Annotated in this window: 16 protein-coding genes; 13 read left to right on the forward strand and 3 right to left on the reverse strand. The window is 58.7% G+C overall.

The annotated features are described in order from the left end of the window. The first annotated feature begins 333 nt into the window (after positions 1–333). From ACR0J4_RS02585 to ACR0J4_RS02600, 4 genes are all read left to right on the forward strand, one after another. Entirely contained in the window at positions 334–2,004 is a 1,671-nt protein-coding gene (locus ACR0J4_RS02585) for an ABC transporter substrate-binding protein (protein WP_170642060.1), read from the forward strand. A gap of 121 nt (positions 2,005–2,125) precedes the next feature. Then, positions 2,126–3,172 carry an ABC transporter permease gene (locus tag ACR0J4_RS02590; protein WP_170376750.1) on the forward strand — a complete coding sequence of 349 codons (1,047 nt, stop codon included), beginning with the start codon at positions 2,126–2,128 and terminating at the stop codon, positions 3,170–3,172. A gap of 13 nt (positions 3,173–3,185) precedes the next feature. Further along, positions 3,186–4,649 (forward strand): ABC transporter permease, encoded by a 1,464-nt coding sequence (locus tag ACR0J4_RS02595; RefSeq protein ID WP_170642062.1) that lies wholly within the window; start codon positions 3,186–3,188, stop codon positions 4,647–4,649. 92 nt (positions 4,650–4,741) lie between these two features. Then, the gene (locus ACR0J4_RS02600) at positions 4,742–6,829 is read left to right on the forward strand and encodes an ABC transporter ATP-binding protein (protein ID WP_170642064.1); all 2,088 of its coding nucleotides are present in this window, start codon (positions 4,742–4,744) and stop codon (positions 6,827–6,829) included. A gap of 81 nt (positions 6,830–6,910) precedes the next feature. Here ACR0J4_RS02600 and ACR0J4_RS02605 read toward each other — a convergent pair whose 3' ends face one another. Further along, positions 6,911–7,489 carry a lytic transglycosylase domain-containing protein gene (locus ACR0J4_RS02605; RefSeq protein ID WP_170376744.1) on the reverse strand — a complete coding sequence of 193 codons (579 nt, stop codon included), beginning with the start codon at positions 7,487–7,489 and terminating at the stop codon, positions 6,911–6,913. Positions 7,490–7,692: 203 nt separating this feature from the next. Between ACR0J4_RS02605 and ssb the strand changes: the two genes are divergently transcribed. Together ssb and ACR0J4_RS02615 are read left to right on the forward strand one after the other, a co-directional pair. After that, positions 7,693–8,196, forward strand: coding sequence for a single-stranded DNA-binding protein (gene ssb / locus ACR0J4_RS02610; RefSeq protein ID WP_170642066.1), 504 nt, complete (start codon positions 7,693–7,695; stop codon positions 8,194–8,196). A gap of 18 nt (positions 8,197–8,214) precedes the next feature. After that, the gene (locus ACR0J4_RS02615; RefSeq protein ID WP_170642068.1) at positions 8,215–9,285 is read left to right on the forward strand and encodes a site-2 protease family protein; all 1,071 of its coding nucleotides are present in this window, start codon (positions 8,215–8,217) and stop codon (positions 9,283–9,285) included. Between the two features lie 9 nt (positions 9,286–9,294). Here the strand turns inward: ACR0J4_RS02615 and aroB are convergent, their stop codons facing one another. Both aroB and ACR0J4_RS02625 read right to left on the reverse strand, forming a co-directional pair. Further along, on the reverse strand, positions 9,295–10,407 hold the full coding sequence (aroB, locus tag ACR0J4_RS02620; protein ID WP_170642069.1) for a 3-dehydroquinate synthase: 1,113 nt from the start codon (positions 10,405–10,407) through the stop codon (positions 9,295–9,297). Continuing rightward, a complete protein-coding gene (locus ACR0J4_RS02625; protein WP_170642070.1) occupies positions 10,408–10,995 on the reverse strand; it encodes a shikimate kinase in 588 nt (195 codons plus the stop codon). It abuts the gene before it with no gap. 79 nt (positions 10,996–11,074) lie between these two features. Between ACR0J4_RS02625 and ACR0J4_RS02630 the strand changes: the two genes are divergently transcribed. From ACR0J4_RS02630 to ACR0J4_RS02660, 7 genes are all read left to right on the forward strand, one after another. Continuing rightward, entirely contained in the window at positions 11,075–11,224 is a 150-nt protein-coding gene (locus ACR0J4_RS02630) for a hypothetical protein (protein WP_170376734.1), read from the forward strand. Then, positions 11,214–12,737 (forward strand): hypothetical protein, encoded by a 1,524-nt coding sequence (locus ACR0J4_RS02635; protein ID WP_170642071.1) that lies wholly within the window; start codon positions 11,214–11,216, stop codon positions 12,735–12,737. Before ACR0J4_RS02630 ends, ACR0J4_RS02635 begins: the two co-directional genes overlap by 11 nt. Further along, positions 12,737–13,690 (forward strand): tyrosine recombinase, encoded by a 954-nt coding sequence (locus ACR0J4_RS02640; RefSeq protein ID WP_170642072.1) that lies wholly within the window; start codon positions 12,737–12,739, stop codon positions 13,688–13,690. Before ACR0J4_RS02635 ends, ACR0J4_RS02640 begins: the two co-directional genes overlap by 1 nt. A gap of 63 nt (positions 13,691–13,753) precedes the next feature. Beyond that, positions 13,754–15,061 carry an HlyC/CorC family transporter gene (locus tag ACR0J4_RS02645; protein ID WP_170376728.1) on the forward strand — a complete coding sequence of 436 codons (1,308 nt, stop codon included), beginning with the start codon at positions 13,754–13,756 and terminating at the stop codon, positions 15,059–15,061. Positions 15,062–15,153: 92 nt separating this feature from the next. Then, positions 15,154–17,571 (forward strand): GcvT family protein, encoded by a 2,418-nt coding sequence (locus tag ACR0J4_RS02650; protein ID WP_170642073.1) that lies wholly within the window; start codon positions 15,154–15,156, stop codon positions 17,569–17,571. A gap of 31 nt (positions 17,572–17,602) precedes the next feature. Next, positions 17,603–18,202, forward strand: coding sequence for a nucleotidyltransferase family protein (locus ACR0J4_RS02655; RefSeq protein WP_170642074.1), 600 nt, complete (start codon positions 17,603–17,605; stop codon positions 18,200–18,202). Positions 18,203–18,951: 749 nt separating this feature from the next. Further along, positions 18,952–20,388, forward strand: a complete 1,437-nt coding sequence (locus ACR0J4_RS02660; RefSeq protein ID WP_170642075.1) for a Do family serine endopeptidase — start codon at positions 18,952–18,954, stop codon at positions 20,386–20,388. Positions 20,389–20,446: the final 58 nt, after the last annotated feature.

Genomic DNA, 20,446 nt, shown 5'->3' on the forward strand with positions numbered 1-20,446 from the left:
CCCCGCATCCAATCTGGCTGCCCGTAGGATTGAACCAATATTTCCAGTACTTACGGCGCTTGGCTTCCATGAGTTGGCGTCATGCCCCGCGTCGGGACTGGGTAAGAAACACTGGGCAAGTGACGCGCAACAACAGCCCAGACATGTCGTTTTTTTGCTCTTCATGCCGCATTCGAACATTGACGTCCTTCGGATTCTGTTGCCGAATACCGACATGGGGAATTCCAACGTTCAAAATACCGAACCCTTCGACCTTCGACTTGGCCTGAAAAACGCCGGCTAGGCTCGTTCATTCCATGCAAAAAAACAAATATGTCACAGGGAGAGACATTCATGACTAACCATACAACAAAGGGAACGTCGGTGCACTGGGCCGCAGAGATGCACGCCCAGGAATACCGCGACGGCAAGCTGAACCGCCGCGAGTTTCTGGCCCGCGTTACCGCACTGGGCGTTGCCGCTCCGGTCGCCTACGGCATGATCGGTCTGCAATCACCCGCAGCCGCAGCTGAGCCGCAACAAGGTGGTACTATCCGTTATCAGATGGAAGTTCGCGCACTCAAAGACCCGCGCACCTATGACTGGACGCAGATCGCGACCTTCACCGCGGGCTGGCTGGAGTATCTTGTCGAGTACAACAACGACGGTACGTTCAAACCGATGTTGCTGGAAAGCTGGGAAGCCAACGACGACGCCACCGAATACACGCTGAACGTCCGCAAAGGCGTCAAGTGGAACAACGGTGACGATTTCACTGCCGAAGATGTGGCGCGCAACATCGAAGGCTGGTGTGACGCAACGCTGGAAGGCAACTCGATGGCCTCGCGCATGGCGTCGTTGGTCGATGAAAGCACCCAAAAAGCCTCTGATGGCGCTATTACCGTTGTTGATTCGCACACCGTTAAACTGAAGTGCAACACGCCGGACATCACCATCATCCCAGGCATGGCGGACTATCCGGGTGCTATCGTCCACGGCAGCTTTGACCCGAATGACATGCTGTCGAACCCGATTGGCACAGGCTTCATGATCCCCGAAAGCCACGAGGTCGGTGTGAAAGGCGTTCTGGTCCGCAACGAGGGCTTCGACTGGTGGGGCTACGAAGCGGGCAAAGGCGGTTATATCGACCGCATCGAATTCATCGACTACGGCACCGACCCTGCCGCCTTCCTGGCCGCCTATGAGGCCGAAGAGATCGACATGAACTGGGAGTCGGTCGGTGAATTCGTCGATATCTTTGACGGCATTGGGCTTGTTCGCTCGGAAATCCCGTCGGGCTTTACCATCGTCATCCGCCCGAACCAGCTGGCTGAAGATGCGGACGGCAACAAAATCTACGGCGACAAGCGGGTCCGTCAGGCCCTTGCCATGGCGGTCGACAACGAGGTTTGTCTTGAACTCGGTATGTCCGGTTACGGCATCCCAGCTGAAAACAGCCATGTCGGCCCGATGCATCCGGAATATGACTCGTCGATCACCCGCATCCCCTACGATCCGGCCGGAGCAAAGGCCCTGATGGAAGAAGCGGGCATGGCTGACTTCGAGCACGAAGTGCAGTCCATCGACGATGACTGGCGCCGGAACACGACTGCTGCCGTTGTGGCCCAGCTGAACGACGCAGGAATCAAGGCCAAGCACACGGTTCTGCCGGGCTCGACCTTCTGGAATGACTGGACCAAGTACCCGTATTCCTCGACCAACTGGAACCACCGCCCGCTGGGTACGCAAATCCTAGCCCTCGCGTACAAATCGGGCGTCGCTTGGAACGAATCCGGTTTCTCTAATGAAGAGTTCGACACGCTGCTGGCCGAGGCAAACTCGCTCGCTGATGTCGACATGCGCCGCGAGGTGATGGCGAAACTGCAGGCGATCATGATCGAAGAAGGTGTCGTCATTCAGCCATACTGGCGGACGGCAATGCGCCATCATCGCGACAACATGGTCGGTGTCGAAAAGCACATCGCGGACCTGCCGCAACTTTACAAGTTCGGCCTGACCTCCTGACCCAAAACACACAAGGGCCGCGCCGCACTGGCGCGGCCCTTCGTCCTCAATACGGCGACCATAAGAATAGCAACGCGTGAGGCGGAATGCCGTCCACGCCAGCCGACCAACAGGGGCTAACATGGGACTTTTCATTTTAAGGCGTGTGGGGATTATGCTGTTGACAGCGTTGTGCCTGACATTCCTGGTTTTTTTCCTCACCAATCTCTACCCGAACCTGGAAAAGCTTGCGAAAACGCAGGGCAATTTCCGGATGTCGGATGAGCAGGTCGAGAGCTTTTTGGAAAAAGGCGGATACCTCCAGTCGACGCCCATAAAATACGGTGAATGGCTGGGCGTTCTGCCTTCATACCGGCACACGAATGAGGACGGCACAGTTCAGGGCCGATGCATTCTACCGGGCAAAACCGCCGAAGAGTCTCCTAATTTCTGCGGTATCCTTCAGGGCTACTGGGGGTATTCGACGGTCTTCAAAGAGGAAGTCGGGACCGTTGTCGGCACCCGGCTGGCTTTGACAGGCCGGCTGATGTTCTGGGTGATGCTGCTGATGGTCCCCTCGGCGCTGATCCTTGGCATTCTGGCTGGAATGAAAGAAGGGTCGGCTACGGACCGGACCCTGTCTACCTTTGCTATTACAACCACCGCGACGCCGGAATACGTCTCGGGCGTGATCTTCATCGCGATCTTCACGTCATCCGCTGTGGGCCTAAAGTGGTTCAAGGGCACGGCGACGCAAGCGATGGAGAACCCGACGTTCGAGAACTTCTTCTTACCGGTACTGACCATTGCGCTTTATGGGATGGGCTATATCGCCCGCATGACCCGTGCCTCGATGACCGAGGTGATGACGGCGCAATATATCCGCACCGCGCGCCTGAAGGGTGTCTCGTTCCCGAACATCGTCATGAAACACGCGCTACGGAACGCTCTGATCGCGCCGTTCACCGTCATCATGTTGCAGTTCCCATGGCTGCTGAATGGTGTGGTGATCGTCGAGACCCTGTTCAACTACAAGGGCTTTGGCTGGGCGCTGGTGCAGGCGGCGGGGAACAATGACATCCAGCTGTTGTTGGCGATCTCTGTCGTGTCGGTCTTTGTGGTTCTGGTGACGCAGCTGATATCGGATATCGGCTATGTCTACCTCAACCCGCGCATTCGCATTTCTTAAGGGAGGGCAGATCATGGAACCACTTACCTGGACCGGCTCTATCGCCTTCCTCAACCCGCTACTCGCGCTGGCACTGGGTGTCATGGCCTTGTCCATCGTCGTCTGGATGCTGGCCAGCATTGTGCTGCCCGAGGATCAGATGACGGTGAACCCTGACGGTACGTTGACCTCAAGCTCGGGCCTGCGAAACATGATACAGGCCGCGCTGCGCTATAGCTTCATGGCCAGCGTCGCGATCGCGGTCGCCTATGTCGTGTTGGGCATCCTGATGGGCACCAGCGCCGGGATCATTGGTGCGATTTCGCAGCAATTCCTGCCCGTCTGGTTGTCGCTTATCATCCTGTATGCAATGTCAATCGCGTTCAAACGCAAGCTTGGTCTTTACGGCAAACTTTTCGATAGCCCAATCGGCATGATCGGCTTTGGCCTTGTGATGTTCTGGGTCTTTACCGGCATCTTCGGCGCGCTTGATCTGATCGTAACACATGACCCGCTTGCACAGGTCTCGGGGATGAAAAACAAGGTGCCCGGAACGCCGCTGCCTAATCTGGAGGACGGCCAATATGCCTGGTACCTTCTGGGCGGAGACAATCTGGCCCGCGACGTATTCAGCCGGATGGTAAAAGGCGCGTGGATCGTGGTGCAAATTGCGCCGCTGGCCACGATGTTTGCCTTTATGGTTGGGATCACATTGGGCCTGCCCGCTGGGTACTACGGTGGTCGTCTGGATACGCTTTTGTCGTTCCTAGCAAACCTGATCCTCGCCTTCCCCGTGATCCTGCTGTTCTACCTGTTGGTGACACCCGAGATCGTGGCGACCGGAGTGCCGAACTATATGGCAGCCATCCTGTTTGTCTTCCCGATCATCTTCCTCGGTGTCCTACTGAATTCACGCTATTACACGCGTCCGAATTTCCGAACACCTCTGCTGATCGGGGTTCTGGGCGTGGCGCTGTGGTTCTACCTGTCACTGATTTCGACCGAAGGCTACATCATCAGCACCGACAGCTACCGCGTCTGGGGTTTGCCGACCTATCTGGATTTGTTCGACATTCCGGGCGGTATTCTGGTCGTGTTCGTTTCGGTGGTCTTCGTGAACTCTCCCACGGTGTTCCGCATCGTGCGCGGGTTGGCGCTGGATATCAAAACCCGCGACTACGTCGCTGCGGCCCAGACGCGTGGTGAGGGTCCGTGGTATATCATGCTTTGGGAGATCCTGCCCAACGCGCGTGGTCCGCTGATCGTCGATTTCTGTCTGCGGATTGGCTATACCACCATCCTTCTGGGGACCTTGGGTTTCTTCGGGCTGGGCTTGCCGCCCGAAAGCCCGGACTGGGGCTCGACGATCAACGAAGGGCGCAAGCTGCTCTCGATCTATCTGCACCCTGCCCTTCCGCCCGCTTTGGCCCTGTTGTCACTGGTTCTGGGTTTGAACCTGCTGGCAGACGGTCTGCGCGAAGAAAGTCTGAAGGACTGATGTGATCTAGGCCGGGGGCTCTGCCCCCGGACCCCCGAGGTATTTTTAGCCAGATGAAGGGGATCCCCCGGACTCTCGCGAGGAGTAACAAGATGAACAAACTGGCGGACTATGACGGGCCTATTCTGGAGATCGACAAGCTTTCGATTTCGTTTTTCACCCGACTGAGGGAAATTCCCGCCGTTATGGATTTCTCGGTCAGTGTGCAGCCGGGTGAGGCTGTAGGATTGGTTGGTGAATCCGGCTGCGGTAAGTCTACGGTGGCGCTGGGTGTCATGCAGGATCTGGGCAAGAACGGGCGCATCGTCGGCGGCTCGATCAAGTTCAAGGGGCGCGATCTCGGTGAGATGACTACCGAGGAATTGCGCGACATTCGCGGCAATGAGATCGCAATGATCTACCAGGAGCCGATGGCCTCGCTGAACCCGGCAATGAAGATCGGCAAACAGTTGATGGAAGTGCCGATGATCCATGAGGGCGTCGGTCAGGAAGAAGCTTTTGCCCGTGCTTTGGAGGTTGTCACAGACGTCCGCCTGCCCGACCCTGAACGGATGCTGAACTCATTCCCGCACCAGCTATCAGGCGGTCAGCAGCAACGGATTGTCATCGCGATGGCGTTGATGTCGAAGCCTGCCCTGTTGATTTTGGACGAACCCACAACGGCGCTGGATGTGACCGTCGAGGCGGCCGTGGTCGAACTGGTTAAAGATCTGGGCAAGAAATACGGCACCTCGATGCTGTTTATCTCGCACAACCTTGGGCTGGTTCTGGAAACCTGCGACCGCTTGTGCGTGATGTATTCGGGCGAAGCTGTCGAGCGCGGCTCGATCCACGATGTATTCGATGAGATGCAGCACCCTTACACACAGGCGCTGTTCCGGTCGATCCCCCTGCCCGGTGCCGACAAGAACGCGCGTCCGCTGGTAGCCATTCCAGGGAACTTCCCTCTGCCGCATGAACGCCCGCCGGGATGTAACTTTGGCCCGCGTTGCGACTATTTCGAAGAAGGCCGTTGCGACGCCCAGAACATCCTGATGGAGGCTGTGCCGGGCAATGATCGCCACCATACGCGCTGCCTGAAGTTCCGAGAGATTGACTGGAACGCGCCGATCACCGTTGGCGAGCAAAAGGAAAAGGGCGAGATCGGGCGGACCGTTCTGAAGATGGACAACCTCAAGAAGTACTATGAGGTGGCGGCCAACGCCCTGTTCGGAGGCGGGACGACCAAAGTGGTCAAGGCCAACGAGACCCTAAGTTTTGAGGCGCATGAGTCTGAGACGTTGGCCATTGTGGGTGAATCCGGTTGCGGTAAATCCACTTTCGCCAAGGTTCTGATGGGTCTGGAGACGGCAACTGACGGGCAAATCCTGCTGGACAACCGCAATATCGAGGCCGTGCCGATTGAGGAGCGCGACGCCAAGACAGTGGGTGAAGTTCAGATGGTGTTCCAGAACCCGTTTGACACTCTGAACCCTTCCATGACTGTTGGGCGCCAGATCATCCGGGCGCTCGAGATCTTCGGGGTCGGCAATTCCGAGGCTGAGCGCAAGAAGCGCATGCTGGAGCTCTTGGACCTGGTGAAACTGCCCCGCGCTTTCGCGGACCGGATGCCGCGACAGCTCTCGGGTGGTCAGAAACAGCGTGTTGGTATCGCGCGCGCCTTTGCGGGTGATGCAAGGATCGTGGTCGCGGATGAGCCGGTCTCGGCCTTGGATGTATCCGTTCAGGCGGCCGTGACCGATCTGCTGATGGAGATCCAGCGCGAACACAAGACCACGCTGCTATTCATCAGCCATGATCTGTCGATCGTGCGCTATCTGAGCGACCGGGTGATGGTGATGTATCTCGGCCACGTGGTCGAACTGGGCACGACCGATCAGGTCTTCTCGCCCCCGTATCACCCTTACACCGAAGCGCTTCTGAGCGCGGTTCCGATTGCAGATACCTCGATCGAGAAACAGCATATCGTGCTGGAGGGCGATATTCCGTCGGCCATGAACCCGCCGCCGGGTTGCCCGTTCCAGACGCGTTGTCGTTGGAAATCCGAGGTGCCGGACGGGCGTTGTGAATCAGATGTACCGCCTGTGAAAACTCTGGCCGACGGCCATCAGGTCAAATGTCACCTGGCCGAAGATGTTCTGGCCCGTATGGAGCCTGTGATTAAAATCGCCGCAGAATAGGCGCTTGTACGAACTTGAAAGGCCGGTCACAGACCGGCCTTTTTCGTTGAATACTACTATCGAATTTAACTGTTGTGCGCCTTAACCGCCCCAGATCACCTTCACGTAATTCTGGGTCTCCGCGTAAGGCGGAATGCCGCCGTGTTTCTCAACGGCCTTGGGTCCCGCATTATATGCCGCAAGCGCCAAGGGCCATGACTTGAACTTGCGGTATTGCCATGACAGATACCGCGCGCCCCCTTCCAAGTTCTGCTTGGGGTCATGTGGGTTGACGCCCAAGAGCTGGGCCGTCTGCGGCATTAGCTGAGCCAGACCAAGGGCCCCTTTGTGAGATTTCGCTGTGGGGTTCCAGCCACTTTCCTGCTGCACCAGGCGCAAAAACAGCTCTTCCGGGATGTTATGCTGGCGGGCTGCTTGCCTGGCAAGCTTCAGGTATTCTCCTCGATACTTCCCAGTATAGCGTTTGTCGAACCGGCCCTGCGCCACTTTCGGCTTAAGCCGCTCGGACCCGCGATATTGCGTCGCCGCGCGCGAATCCAACACTTTGGATTGCTTGAGGAAAATGTCTTTTCTATTCTTGGTAGACAGTGTCTGAGCCTGCACCGGGGCCGTGGTCAGCAGCAGACACACACCGACAAAACCTAAAACCAAAGACCGCATAAATGCCTATCCTGCCCGATCCGAAAACAAGCGGAGTATATGGTCCCGCCGCTTGAATTAAAAGTGTGCAGAACGGGGCAAGCAGATTCTTGTCCGACACTGTGTCATCAACGTGTTTTCACCCTGATGCAGGCCGTATAGGGTCTCTGGCATATTCAGCGCCAGATTCGGCGCATTCAAGTGAGAACAAAGCGGGGAACTATATGGCGGGTTCAGTTAACAAGGTCATTCTGGTCGGAAATCTCGGCCGAGATCCCGAGGTTCGGTCGTTTCAGAACGGCGGTAAAGTGTGCAACCTGCGGATTGCGACGTCAGAGAACTGGAAAGACCGCAACACGGGCGAACGCCGGGAGCGGACCGAGTGGCACTCGGTCGCGATCTTCTCGGAACCTCTGGCCCGCATTGCCGAGCAATACCTACGCAAAGGCAGCAAGGTCTACATCGAAGGCCAGTTGGAAACTCGCAAGTGGCAGGACCAGTCCGGCCAAGATCGCTATTCGACCGAGGTTGTTTTGCGCCCTTATCGCGGTGAACTGACTCTGCTGGACAGCCGTAGCGAAGGTGGCGGCGGCGGCTACGGCGGTGGCCAATCGGGCAGCTACGGCGGCGGTCAGGCTGGCGGCGGCTACGGCGATCCCTATGGCGCACCGTCCGGCTCACCTGCCCCCGCTTCCGGGGGAATCGACGACGACGAGATTCCGTTCTAAACGAAACGGAGACACAATATGGCATGGTCCTTCGCTCTCGGCCGACTTCTCGGGTCCGAACTGCGGGTCCATGTCACCTTTTTCCTGTTGTTGGCCTGGGTCGGATTCGCGGCCTATTCCAGCGGAGGTTGGCCGGCCGCGATCGAAAACCTGATCTTCGTGTTGGCCCTGTTTGCCTGCGTAGTGGCGCATGAGTTCGGCCACGCCCTGATGGCGCGCCGCTTTGGCATCAAAACTCCTGACATCACCCTGTTGCCCATCGGCGGTCTGGCCCGGTTAGAGCGTATGCCGGAAAAACCGATGCAAGAGGTCTGGGTGGCCCTCGCCGGTCCGGCCGTCAATGTCGCGATCTGGTTGGTTCTGGTGGCGTTTGGTGCCAGTAAACCCTTTGAGACGATCAGCCAGATAGAATCCGCAAACATCGGGATGCTGGACCGTCTCGCCTACATCAATCTTCTGCTGGCCGCGTTCAACATGATCCCCGCCTTCCCGATGGATGGAGGTCGCGTTTTCCGAGCCCTCCTCTGCCTTCGTCTGGACCGCGTCACAGCCACGCGCATCGCGGCGCTGAGCGGTCAGATGCTTGCCGTTGGGCTCGGGTTTTACGGACTCAGTTCGGGCAATCCGATCCTCGTCGTGATTGCGGTTTTTGTGTTCTTCGCAGCCAATGCAGAAAGTCAGGATGTGGCACTGCGCTCGGCCACGCGGCACGTTTTGGCGCGCGACGCGATGATCACTGAATTTCACGCGCTGTCACCTCAGGACACGTTGAATACAGCCGCACAGGCCGTGATCCATACAACGCAACATGAGTTTCCGGTTCTGGACGACAAAGGCCACCTTCAGGGCTTCGTAACCCGAGATCACTTGTTCAAGGCGCTGGCAGGCGACCACCCACGCTCTGACCCCGCCGTTTCGATCATGGAGCGTAACATCCCGCAGGTCGGCTTGACCGCCGGATTGGCAAAGGTTCTGGACGGGTTGCACAAAGGCGCGCCAGCGGTCGCCGTGATCAATCGCACCGGGCTTATGATCGGCTATATCACCCGTGAAAACATCGGTGAGTTGATGGTTATCCGAGGGCGCTGATCGCCTTCGTCAGACGGTTGCCAACGCATCTTCCAGCACCGACAGAACGGCCTCACGCGGGACATCCGAGGTGACAAAGGCCTGACCAATCCCTCGCGCCAAAATGAAACGCAACTGACCGTCGATCACCTTTTTGTCCTGCGCCATCAGGTCCACCAACGCCTCGCCTCCGGGAAGATCACCGGGAATATCGGTCAGATCGGTTTTCATCCCCATAGCCTTCAAATGCGCCCGCACTCGGCTTGGATCTTCCTGCGAACATAGGCCCAGCCGGGCCGACAATTCAAAGGCCAGCGCGCAACCGATTGCCACGCCTTCGCCATGCAGCAGCCGGTCGGAATACCCCGTCGCGGCCTCCAACGCGTGGCAGAACGTGTGCCCGAGGTTCAAAAGCGCGCGATCGCCCTGCTCGGTCTCGTCACGTGCGACAATGTCAGCTTTCATCTGAACCGAGCGTGTCACAGCACGCACCCGCGCGGCCATATCGCCTGAGGAGACCTTGGTCCCATTCCCTTCAAGCCATTCGAAGAAATCGGCGTCGCCGAGCAGGCCGTATTTGACCACCTCTCCATAGCCAGACAGGAAATCACGCTGGGTCATGGTGCCCAGAACCGAGGTGTCGGCCAGTACTAAGGAGGGTTGATGAAACGCTCCGATCAGGTTCTTACCCTGCGGCGCGTTGATCCCGGTTTTGCCTCCGACCGAGCTGTCGACCTGCGCCAGCAAAGAGGTCGGGATTTGAACGAAACGCACGCCACGGCGCAGCACAGCGGCAGCGAAACCTGCGAGGTCCCCGATCACTCCGCCACCAAGGGCGATGACGATGTCCCGACGTTCGACCTTTTCGGCCAGCAGCCATTCAACCGCGCGTTCAAAATGCGGCCAGCTTTTGGTCGCTTCTCCTGCAGGCAAAGCCAGTGAGGACATCTCAATCCCCGAAGCCGCCAAACCGTCGCGCAGGGCCTCCAGATGAAGGGCGGCGACGTTTTCATCGGTCAGAACGGCAACTTTCGGACGGTGCAGTAAAGGCGCGATCCGCGCACCGGATTGCGCCAGCAGATCGGGGCCAATCTCGACATCATACGAGCGTTCGCCCAATTCTACATGTACGGTCTGATGCATCTAATTTCGTTCCAAAACATCGGGTCGCGCCAGAAGGGCGTCGACCACGCGGTCTACCATATTGTCGATCGAGGTCTCACCATCCGAGGCCACCGTCAGATCGGCCTCGGCATAGACCGGGACACGCGCCTCGTACAGCGCCTTCAACGTCGCATAGGGATCATCGGTTCTCAGCAATGGTCGAGTATTCTTGTGCCGCACCCGGGTCCACAACACATCAAGATCCGCGCGCAACCAGACCGAGGCACCCCGTTCGGTGATCATGTCGCGGTTGCCCTCGGACAGAAACGCGCCACCGCCCGTCGACAGGATACCTTTCTGCTCATCCAGCAAGCGGCCGATAACCTGGGTTTCCTTGGCGCGAAAAAACGGCTCTCCGTCGCGCTGGAAAATCTCAGGGATGGTCATATTGGCGGCTGATTCGATCTCGGCGTCGCTATCGAGGAAAGGAACACCCAGCCGCGCCGCTAGTGCGCGGCCCACAGCGGTCTTTCCGGCCCCCATCATGCCCACAAGAACAACGGTTTTGTGCAGATCAAACCCGCCCTGTGTGCCTGCCGCGTGTGTGTTATGCTTAATTTCGCTCATTTAACCGTGAATGACGTGATCTTAAGAAAAATGCCAGTTATAACTTGGTCAAAACCAAAAATTGAGGCAGCGTGGCGCAATGGGCCGTCTGATCAAGTTCCTGATATATATTGTTTGCCTGGCCTTCATCGGGCTGGTGGCCTACGCCTATGTGGGTCCTTATTTCGGTGCCGATTTCTCGGCCCCGCAAAGCGAAATCCGTGAACCGGTCACGTTGGATGTCGATTAAGCACGTGTTGGTTGCGCTGTCTCTGGCCGGAGCAGCGCAGGCACAGCAGCCGCTGACTGCGATTGATTGGCTGAACGACCCGCCCGAGAACCTGCCGGGAACTGTGCTGCTGGAACCTCCGGTCGCACAGAACGGAGGCCGGCCCGTGGTTGAGGTCACGCCTCTGGACGCGCTGTCTCAGCCGATTGGTTTGGTGTCGTCGAGTGTAACCGGGCTACCCGTCGACCTCTGGCATGGCAGCGACCCCGAGCGGATTTCAGAACTGATTGCTCGCATCCCGGTCAAGCATAACCCCGCGATGCAGCGGTTGCTATTCACGCTTCTGCTGTCCGAGGCCCGCGCGCCCGGCGGTGCATCTGGAGAAGAAACACTGTTACTGGCGCGCCTGGATCGGCTGATGCAGCTCGGTGCGGCGGACCCGGCGCAGTCGCTGGTGCAACTCGCCGGTCCAACGGACACGCAGGCCAGGTTTGAACGCTGGTTTGACGCGACGCTTTTGACTGGAGACGAAGATCGCAGTTGCACGGCTTTGATTGCCCAGCCAAACCTGTCCAAAGACTATGCGGCCCAGATCTTCTGCAAGGCCCGCCGGGGAGATTGGCCTTCTGCCGCTTTGACGCTTGAGGCTGCCCACGCGCTGGAGCTGTTGCCGCCCGAGGAATTGGACCTGCTCGACCGTTTCCTCAACCCCGACATTTTTGAGGACGCGCCTTACCTGCCGCAGCCCGAGGACCCGGATCCGCTGAGCTTCAGGCTGTTTGAGGCCATTGGGGAGCGTTTGCCCTCAGCCCCTCTGCCGCGGGCCTTCGCCAATGCCGACCTGCGCGATGTGGCAGGCTGGAAGGCGCAGATCGAAGCCGCTGAACGCCTGACCCGCATTGGCGCGCTGACCCCGAACCAGTTGCTTGGTCTTTACACCGAACGTTCTCCGGCAGCTTCGGGTGCCGTTTGGGATCGGGTGGCCGCTGTGCAGCAGTTCGAAACCGCCCTTGAAACCGGCAATATCGAGGCGATTAGCAAGACCCTCCCCCTCGTCTGGAAACAGATGCGCAGCGTCGGGCTTGAAGTGCCCTTTGCCGATCTCTTTTCCGAACGCCTCTATAGGGTCGAATTGCAGGGGGCCGATGTGGAAGCCCTACGCTGGCGTATCCTGATGCTCTCGGATTTCTATGAACGCGCCGCGATGCAAGCGCCGAACACAGCGGTTGAGACGCAGTTCCTGGCAGCTTTGGCGCAGGGTGATCCTGGTCGCGCTGTTTCGCCATCGCCTTTGGCGGATGCGGTCGCGCAAGGGTTCGCCTGGGCCGCGCCGGTGCCTTCGGACATCGAGGCCCTGCTGGACAATGGTCAACTCGGCGAGTCGATTTTGGAGGCAATGCAGCTGTTTGCCCACGGCGCGCGCGGCAATCTGGTGGACATGACTGCAGCCATCGCGGCCTTCCGCCGTGTCGGGTTGGAGGAAACCGCCCGCCGCGCCGCGCTGAACCTGCTGATCCTGAATGAGCGCGGATAATGAGCGGCCCGGGATCAGATAAGCTGTGGATTTCAACCTTCCTGCAGGCGCAGGCCGCCGAATTGGGCGCGGCCACTAACACTCTCCTGGCCTATGGTCGCGACCTGAAGGATTTCGCCACGTGGCTGGAGCATCGAAAAACCAGTTTCGAGCAAGCGGATCGGGATCGGATCGAGGCCTATCTGATCGACTGCGATGCGCAGGGCCTGTCCCGCGCGACCCGCGCCCGGCGATTGTCGGCGATCAAGCAGCTGTACCGGTTCGCGTTTGAAGAAGGCTGGCGCGAGGCGAACCCGGCCATTCAGATCAAAGGCCCGGGGCGCAAGAAGCAATTGCCCAAAACGTTGGATGTGCCCGAGGTCGACCGTCTGCTCGAGGCCGCCCGCCAGACCGGACGCAGCCCTGCCGACCGTATCCGCAACACCTGCCTGATGGAGCTTCTCTACGCGACTGGTATGCGGGTGACGGAGCTGGTCTCCCTGCCCGTCTCGTCGGCCCGCGGCGATCCCCGCATGTTGCTGGTTCTAGGCAAGGGCGGTAAGGAACGAATGGTCCCCCTGTCCCCACCGGCCCGCGATGCGCTGGCCGTTTGGCTTGAAGAACGAGACAAGGCCGAGGATGCAAGTGTTGAAAAAGGCGGCACCCGATCAAAATTCCTGTTCCCGTCACGGGGCAAATCCGGGCATCTGACCCGGCACAGGTTCTTTTTGCTGGTCAAAGAATTGGCGGTTCAGGGCGGTGTCTCGCCCGAAAAGGTCACGCCGCATACGTTGCGCCATGCCTTCGCCACCCATCTGCTTGCAAACGGGGCCGACCTGCGCTCTATCCAGACCCTACTGGGCCACGCAGACATCGCGACGACCGAGATCTACACCCACGTGCTGGATGAACGGCTGTCAGAACTGGTGCTGGAACATCACCCGCTGGCGAAAGACAAGGTTAGCAAGGGCTAACCCCTTGATTGCAAGGGTGCGCATCCCCATAACGGGTGCAGAAACACGAACAACCAAGGACCGATGGAACCCACATCCTCTCTGATCGACGGCGCATTCTGGTTTACCACTGGCGCTATCCTGCTTTTGCTTGTCCTTTCGGGCTTTTTCTCAGGCTCAGAAACAGCGCTGACCGCATCATCCCGAGGGAAGCTGAGGGCACAGGCCGACAAAGGCTCTCGCGGGGCGCAAAAGGCGCTCGATATCACCGACGACAATGAGAGGCTGATCGGCTCGGTCCTGCTGGGCAACAACCTGGTTAACATCCTCGCGGCCTCGCTGGCGACGGCCCTATTCACCCGACTGTTCGGTGAAAGCGGCGTGGCGTTGGCGACGCTGGTCATGACCCTTTTGGTTCTGATCTTTGCCGAGGTTCTTCCCAAGACCTATGCCATCACCAATTCGGAAAAAGCCGCCTCTGCCGTGGCCCCGATCATCAGCGTTGTCGTCACCGTTTTCTCACCCATTGTGGCCGCGGTACGCCTGTTGGTGCGCGGCGTCTTGCGCATTTTCGGTGTCCAGATCGACCCCGACAGCAACATCCTCGCCGTGCGCGAGGAAATCGCCGGTGCGTTGCAGCTGGGCCATTCGGAAGGCGTGGTCGAGAAAGAAGACCGCGACCGCATTCTGGGCGCGCTTGATCTGGGGGATCGCGCGGTTGAGGAGATCATGCTCCACCGCTCGAACATCGAGATGATCGACGCCGATGCAGAGCCGGATGCCATTCTGGAGCAATGCCTGCAAAGCCGCCACACCCGCCTGCCGGTCTTCCGTGACGAGCCCGAGAACATCATCGGCGTGGTCCATGCCAAAGACCTGTTCCGTGCAATGTACGCGCAGGTCGGAGGATCCGAAAGCAATTCGGACCGTTTGGCCGGGTTCGACATCACCAAAGTGGCTAACGATCCCTATTTCGTACCGGAAACCACCACTCTGGACGACCAGATGCGAGAGTTTCTGCGCATTCGCAGCCACTTTGCCCTAGTGGTCGACGAATACGGATCGCTGCGCGGCCTGATCACGCTCGAAGATATTCTCGAAGAAATCGTTGGTGAAATCGCCGACGAGTTCGATATCGAAGAAGAGGTTCCCGTAACCCGCACCGAGGACGGCCAGTTTCTGGTCGAAGGGGCCATGACCATCCGCGACGTCAACCGTGCCCTAGACTGGTCCCTGCCGGATGAAGAGGCGAACACCGTCGCTGGCCTTGTTATACATGAGGCGCAGATGATCCCTGTGGTCGGTCAGGTGTTTTCCTTCCACGGGTTCCGGTTCGAGGTTACCGCGCGCGAGGGCAACCGGGTGACGGAGCTGAAGATCAGACCGCTCTAAGCGCGGGACGACGTGCGCGACATTATTTGTCGTTTTTATACTTGCGCCCCCGGTGTCTCCGGTCAGACTTCCAGAAAATCTGGGAGTCTTTCATGAAACTGCAAACCCGCGTGGCGGTCATTGGGGGCGGCGTTGTCGGCTGCTCGGTTCTGTATCACCTGACCAAACTGGGGTGGTCCGACGTCATGCTTCTGGAACGGTCCGAGCTGACCTCGGGCTCGACTTGGCACGCGGCGGGCGGGTTTCACACTCTGAACGGCGACACCAACATGGCGGCGCTGCAGGGCTATACGATCCGTCTGTATAAAGAGCTGGAAGAGATCACCGGCATGTCCTGCGGGTTACACCATGTTGGCGGGGTTACGCTGGCCGACAATCAGGATCGGTTCGACATGCTGCTGGCCGAACGCGCCAAGCACCGGTTCATGGGGCTGGAAACTGAAATCGTCGGCCCGGATGAGATCAAGAAGATTGCGCCCATCACCAACACCGACGGCATCATCGGTGCGCTTTATGATCCACTGGACGGGCATCTGGACCCCTCGGGCACGACCCACGCCTATGCCAAGGCCGCTCGGATGGGCGGAGCCACCATCGAAACCCATTGCATGGTGCGCGAAACCAACCAGCGCGCGGATGGCACATGGGATGTGGTCACCGACAAGGGCACGATCCATGCCGAGCATATCGTCAACGCGGGAGGCCTCTGGGCGCGTGAGGTCGGTGCAATGGCGGGCATCTATTTCCCTCTGCACCCGATGGAGCATCAATATCTGGTCACCGACTCGATCCCTCAGATCGAGGCCATCATCGACGCGGGCGGAGAGCATCCGCATGTGATGGACCCTGCTGGAGAGAGCTATCTGCGGCAGGAGGGGCGTGGGTTGTGCATCGGGTTCTACGAACAACCCTGCAAGCCCTGGGCCGTCGACGGAACACCGTGGGAGTTCGGGCATGAGCTGCTGCCCGATGATTTTGACAAGATCACCGACAGTATCGAGTTCGCCTACAAGCGCTTCCCTGTTCTGGCCGAGGCCGGGGTGAAATCGGTGATCCACGGCCCGTTCACCTTTGCGCCCGATGGCAATCCTCTGGTCGGGCCGGTGCCGGGGACGCGCAACTATTGGTCTGCTTGCGGTGTCATGGCCGGATTCAGCCAGGGCGGCGGCGTCGGCCTGACGCTGGCGCAATGGATGATCGAAGGCGAGCCGGAGCGCGACGTCTTCGCCATGGACGTGGCCCGGTTCGGCGACTGGATCAGCCCGGGCTATACCCGCCCGAAGGTCATTGAGAACTATCAGAAACGGTTCAGCGTCGCCTACCCGAACGAGGAACTGCCCGCCGCGCGTCCCAATCGCACCACGCCAATGTATGACATCTTCAGCGATCTGGGCGCGGTGTGGGGTCAGCAATATGGGCTGGAGGTGCCGAATTATTTCGCGCAAGGTGATGAGCCGGGTTATGAGACGCCCTCGTTCCGGCGCTCGGACGCGTTTGACGCCACGGGGCGCGAAGTCCGCGCTGTCCGCGAAGGCGTAGGAATCAACGAGGTCCACAATTTCGGTAAGTATCGCATATCGGGCCCGAATGCCCGCGCGTGGCTGGATCGGATCATGGCGGGGCGCATCCCTCAGCCGGGCCGCGTCTCCCTGACCCCGATGCTGTCGTCCAAAGGTAAGCTGATCGGTGATTTTACCGTGTCTTGCCTGAGTGAGACTGACTTCCGCCTGACTGCCTCATACGGCAGCCAAGCCTACCACATGCGTTGGTTCCAGCAGAACGCAGCCGAGGGCGTCTCAGTCAGCAATATCAGCGACCAGCTGAATGGCTTCCAAATCGCTGGCCCTAAAGCAACTGAGGTTCTGGCCGCTTGCACGCGCGAAGATGTCTCGACCCTCCGGTTCCTCGACGTGCGCCCGATGACGATCGGTATGACGGATTGCCTCGTGCAGCGGGTCAGTTACACCGGCGATCTGGGCTATGAGATCTATTGCGATCCGATGGCGCAACGACAGCTCTGGTGGACCTTGTGGGAGGCCGGACAGCCCCACGGGATAGTGCCTTTCGGAATGCGCGCCATGATGTCCTTGCGTCTGGACAAGTTCTTTGGCTCATGGATGCGGGAGTTCTCACCAGACTACACAGCCGCAGAAACAGGGCTTGACCGTTTCATTTCATTCTCCAAAAACACCGACTTCATTGGTCGAGCAACGGCCGAGGCAGAGCGGCATAGTGGTACGGCTCGCAAACTGGTCGCCTTCGAGGTTGAGGCTGAAGATGCGGATATGAACGCTTACGAGCCGATCTGGCTAGACGGAGAGGTCGTCGGTTTTTGCACTTCTGGTGGCTATTCCCACTATGCCCGAACCTCCGTCGCGATAGGGTTCCTTCCGACGGACCGTATCAAGGACGGGCTGGAGGTTCAGATCGAAATTCTCGGCCAGATGCGGACCGCACGGGTGATCTCGACCCCCCTGTTTGATCCTGAGGGAGACCGAATGAGGGGCTGACAACGCTGCAACCGGACGGCATGTTGCCCCTATGACAGACATACCCATCATACTGCTTGCGGCAGGCCAATCTCGGCGCATGCGCGGTGCAGATAAGCTGCTACAGGCGGTCGACGGCATACCCCTTTTGCGGCGATCTACTTTGACGGCCTTGGAGGTCGGACCGGTGATCGTTGCGCTTCCTCCCCGCCCTCATGCTCGCTACGGCGCGCTGGACGGTTTGGATGTGCAGAAGGTCCCAATTGCGGATGCGGCAGAAGGCATGAACGCCAGCCTACGCGGTGCGCTGGCCCAGGTGGATGACGCTGCGCCGGCTGTCATGGTTCTTCTGGCGGATTTACCTGAGCTAACCTCGAACGACCTAAGAGCTGTGAAGAACGCGAGACGCGCCAATCCCGATAATCTGATTTGGCGCGGGGCCACGTCGGCTGGCAAGCCCGGTCATCCAGTGCTTTTTGATCGCCAGATTTTTCCAGAACTTCGGAAGCTGACTGGAGATCAAGGTGCCCAATCCGTCATTCGCGCGCACAAGGACAAGGCTCACCTCACACGTCTTCCCGGCGACAATGCTCTGTTAGACCTCGACACACCCGAGGCATGGGCGGACTGGCTCAGAAAACGAGGGTCGTAAATGAACACGACCCGGTCGTTAAAGACCGGGTCGTGTGCCCAAAACAGGACTACCACTTTCAGCAATCAATAAAGCTAAACCAAATCACCTATACAGGTGGACAGGCGTACAGCAGCTAAAACCTAAACAAGACCCCCTCGTTAACATGCCACCAGCGCTTTAAGACTGAGCAAGCCACGGGCACCCCCTAGTGCCTTTGGCTCCCCCTCACTTGGGCATGTTTATATTTGCTGATCCGATCCTTCGAAACAACGTAAAATTGGAAGAAACGGTTAACTAGGGACGTCTCAGTTTGGTTTTTGGGCAACATCCCGTCGCGTCAAGATCAACCTTAAGTGGATTTCCGTTGGCCGAGGCATTTAAAACCGTCCCGTTAAACATGGTCTTATTCGATAATAACCATGCAATTGCAAGAATATAGTTTACATCGTCAGAATATTTTTCGGCCACCTTCTACTTTAGGTAGAACGCCTAAAAACACCGCCAAACGACACGCCGTTTGTTCATCATCAATATTCAATTCAACCAAATTCAAAGTTTGACAACCAATTCAGCAACAATCCTCCGATTCGCAGTGCGTCAGCAGGCCTGAATCCGCGAATCCCAACAGCGCTCCGCCGACACGGAACAATTGCTTTGTGGCAAAATTAAGTTTTCTTAATTCACCAGTCAGGAAAGACACAGATTGAGGGTTCATTTGCTGTTTCAACGCGCGCCTCAATTCGCGCGACGTGAACAGGAGACAAAAAATGAGCATCCGTAAATCCTCAGTACTTTTTCCGCGCAAATCCAGCTGGGTTGGCGCCAGTGCCTTAGGCGCAGCCCTTCTGGCCACAACGGCCCTGCCCTCGATGGCTGATGAAGCGCTGGCCGATCTGGTCGAGACGGTCTCGCCTTCGGTCGTGACCATTATTGCCGAACAGGACGCGGTCGCGACGCCTGCTCGGGGTCAGGACTTTGATCTGGAAAACCATCCCTTTGGTGAGTTCTTCAAAAGGTTCGGCGCGCCCGAAGGCTTCGACATGCCGAAGCGCGGTCCGTCCCAGGGTCTGGGCTCCGGCTTTGTACTGGATGCCGAGGGCTACATCGTCACCAATCATCACGTGGTCGACAATGCCTCGACCATCACAGTCCGTCTGAGCGACGACCGCACTTATGACGCCGAGGTCGTCGGCACCGACCCGTTAACCGATATCGCCGTCCTGAAGATCGAGCCTGAGGCTGAGCTGCAAGCGGTGACTCTGGGTGACAGCGACGTGATCCGTGTCGGTGAAGACGTCGTGGCCATCGGCAATCCCTTCGGTCTGAGTTCCACCGTCACCACCGGCATCGTGTCCGCCAAAGGGCGCAATATTTCGCAAGGACCATACGCCGAATTCATCCAAACCGATGCCGCCATCAACAAAGGCAATTCGGGTGGCCCACTTTTCAACATGGAGGGCGAGGTTATCGGCGTGAATTCAGCCATTTACTCGCCAAGCGGCGGTTCGGTCGGGTTGGGTTTCGCCGTCACCTCCAACATCGTGGATCACATCACGGCTGATCTGCGCGATGACGGGGAAATCAGCCGCGGTTGGCTGGGTGTTTCGATCCAGAATGTCAGCCCCGAGTTGGCGGCCGCACTGGGCATCGACGCTTCAACCGGCGCACTGGTGTCCGATGTCGTGACCGACAGCCCGGCGGATGGTGTGTTGCAGCAAGGCGATGTGATCCTGAGCTTCAACAATGAGCCCGTGGACAACAGCAGCGACCTGCCGATCCTTGTGGGCACCACCAAAGTGGGCACTGACAGCGTTCTGACCGTCCTTCGGGATGGCACCGAGCAGCAGATGGAGCTGACCATCGGCCAACACCAGACTGCATCTGCTCAGACCGACGCGCCCGTCGAGGCCGAGGTCTCGGGCACATCGCTCGGTGTTACCGTTGCCCCTCTGACTGAAACTGCACGTGCCGAAATGGGCGTTGGCGAAGGGATCGACGGGGTCGTCGTGACCGATCTGAAGCCCGACAGCCCTGCGGCCAAGGCCGGACTGCAGCGGGGCGACGTGATCGTCAAACTGGGCAGCCAGGAGACCGCTTCGCCGGACGCCCTTAAGGCGGCTTTGGACAGCGAGAAGACAGACCCCGCTCTCGTGCTGATCAACCGCGGTGGCAACCAGATCTTCGTGGCGGTTGAAATCGTCTGACCTCAGGCCCGCGCGCGCCACATGATGGGGAGATCTGGTGCGCGCCTCCTGGCGGATT

The sequence above is a fragment of the Ruegeria sp. B10 genome (assembly GCF_056539825.1).

Coding starts and splice junctions, on each gene's coding strand:
- ACR0J4_RS02585 (WP_170642060.1), top strand. CDS start 334: ATGACTAACCATACAACAAAGGGAACGTCGGTGCACTGGGCCGCAGAG.
- ACR0J4_RS02590 (WP_170376750.1), top strand. CDS start 2,126: ATGGGACTTTTCATTTTAAGGCGTGTGGGGATTATGCTGTTGACAGCG.
- ACR0J4_RS02595 (WP_170642062.1), top strand. CDS start 3,186: ATGGAACCACTTACCTGGACCGGCTCTATCGCCTTCCTCAACCCGCTA.
- ACR0J4_RS02600 (WP_170642064.1), top strand. CDS start 4,742: ATGAACAAACTGGCGGACTATGACGGGCCTATTCTGGAGATCGACAAG.
- ACR0J4_RS02605 (WP_170376744.1), bottom strand. CDS start 7,489: ATGCGGTCTTTGGTTTTAGGTTTTGTCGGTGTGTGTCTGCTGCTGACC.
- ssb (WP_170642066.1), top strand. CDS start 7,693: ATGGCGGGTTCAGTTAACAAGGTCATTCTGGTCGGAAATCTCGGCCGA.
- ACR0J4_RS02615 (WP_170642068.1), top strand. CDS start 8,215: ATGGCATGGTCCTTCGCTCTCGGCCGACTTCTCGGGTCCGAACTGCGG.
- aroB (WP_170642069.1), bottom strand. CDS start 10,407: ATGCATCAGACCGTACATGTAGAATTGGGCGAACGCTCGTATGATGTC.
- ACR0J4_RS02625 (WP_170642070.1), bottom strand. CDS start 10,995: ATGAGCGAAATTAAGCATAACACACACGCGGCAGGCACACAGGGCGGG.
- ACR0J4_RS02630 (WP_170376734.1), top strand. CDS start 11,075: ATGGGCCGTCTGATCAAGTTCCTGATATATATTGTTTGCCTGGCCTTC.
- ACR0J4_RS02635 (WP_170642071.1), top strand. CDS start 11,214: ATGTCGATTAAGCACGTGTTGGTTGCGCTGTCTCTGGCCGGAGCAGCG.
- ACR0J4_RS02640 (WP_170642072.1), top strand. CDS start 12,737: ATGAGCGGCCCGGGATCAGATAAGCTGTGGATTTCAACCTTCCTGCAG.
- ACR0J4_RS02645 (WP_170376728.1), top strand. CDS start 13,754: ATGGAACCCACATCCTCTCTGATCGACGGCGCATTCTGGTTTACCACT.
- ACR0J4_RS02650 (WP_170642073.1), top strand. CDS start 15,154: ATGAAACTGCAAACCCGCGTGGCGGTCATTGGGGGCGGCGTTGTCGGC.
- ACR0J4_RS02655 (WP_170642074.1), top strand. CDS start 17,603: ATGACAGACATACCCATCATACTGCTTGCGGCAGGCCAATCTCGGCGC.
- ACR0J4_RS02660 (WP_170642075.1), top strand. CDS start 18,952: ATGAGCATCCGTAAATCCTCAGTACTTTTTCCGCGCAAATCCAGCTGG.